Origin of the sequence: Blautia sp. Sow4_E7 (genome assembly GCF_052116245.1) — a bacterium.
Lineage (GTDB): Bacteria > Bacillota > Clostridia > Lachnospirales > Lachnospiraceae > Blautia_A.
The window spans coordinates 1-1,485 of sequence record NZ_JBQKLL010000113.1; the positions used below are offsets into that span (position 1 = coordinate 1).

A 1,485-nucleotide genomic window follows, 5' to 3' on the forward strand; every position below is an offset into this window, starting at 1 on the left:
GAGACTATGAGAAAAAGTCTGTAAATAAGATTCTTCTATGATATGTAAGGGTGGCAAGCCTGAAAATCAGGCTTCTCACCCTTGTTTTATATATAACAGTTGTTGAATGGCATGTCAAGAGCAGGCGGTTTTCCGCCCGTCTTATTCGCCTGTTTATTCGTTACTCTGGGAGGCGTCCTTCGTACATAATACTCAGTTCACCATACACCTGTGCCCAGTTGCGGATCGTACTGGTCCATTTCTTCGTAGCTTCAAATGTGGCAAGATACAGTGCCTTTAATAGAGCTGTATCGCTTGGAAATACGCTTCTCTGGCGATTCAGTTTCCGGTAGGTAGAATTCAGGGATTCAATAGCATTTGTAGTATAAATCACCGTTCTGACCGTCGTTGAAAATTTAAAGATCGGCGAGATTGCGTCCCAGTTATCCTTCCAGCGCTTCATGGAATTCGGATATTTTGGTGTCCATTTTTCTGTTACACGCTCTAAGGCTGCCAGAGCTTTCTTTTCATCTGTGGCCTGATAAATGGTTTTCAGATCCGTAGCGAAGGCTTTTCTGTCTTTATCCGGGACATATTTCAACGTGTTTCTTACCTGGTGTACAATACAGCGCTGGTATTCCGTCTTTGGAAAAGCTGCTGCGATTGCTTCTTTGATTCCGGTTAAACCATCGGCACAGATGATTAATACATCTTTGACACCACGATTTTTCAGTTCATTCATAATGGAAAGCCAGTATTTTGCGCTTTCGTTATCGCCAACACTGATGGTTAAAACTTCTTTTTTTCCTTCCGTGTTGATTCCCAGAATCACGTAAGCAGCAAGCTTTCGGATCACGCCATTATCCCTTACAGAATAATGGATTGCATCAATGTAAAGAATGGGATAGACCTCGTCCAGTGGCCGGTTCTGCCAGTCTTCGATCTGTGGCAGGATCTTATCAGTCACATCAGAAATAAAGCTTTCAGAAGTTTCAAAGCCATAAATATCTTCGATGGTTTCGGAAATCTGCCGGGTAGTCATTCCTTTGGCATACATGGAAATGATCTTCTGATCAATATCGGAAATATCTTTCTGACGTTTTTTCACAACCTGTGGTTCAAACGTTGATTTGCGATCCTGTGGCACTTCGATTTCCATCGATCCATACCGGCTGTTGACCTGTTTCCGCTTATAACCATTGCGATAATCATCATTATCTGAGCGTTCGGATTTTTCGTAACCAAGATGATCATCCATTTCAGCTTCCATCATTTCCTTAATGGTGCCGCCTAAAAGATCCTTGAGCGCATCCTGAATGTCTTCTGCAGACTGGATATCGTACTCTTCCAGGAGCTGATGGATGATGTTTCGTTTTCCTTCTGTCATTTGTACACGATGTACAGGTTTCTTTTGTCTTGCCATAATAAAAGGCCCTCCTAATGATATTTATTGTATCATAGAAGAACCTTCTAAACATTATTTTACAGAAAAAGTTTCATACTCTC

1 protein-coding gene is annotated in these 1,485 nt (G+C 41.8%); it reads right to left on the bottom strand.

Annotated elements, in window-relative coordinates; translation table 11 throughout:
* Window positions 1-160 precede the first annotated feature (160 nt).
* Window positions 161-1,402, bottom strand: coding sequence for an IS256 family transposase (locus ACTQ50_RS19590; protein ID WP_118049781.1), 1,242 nt, complete (start codon window positions 1,400-1,402; stop codon window positions 161-163).
* Window positions 1,403-1,485 lie beyond the last annotated feature (83 nt).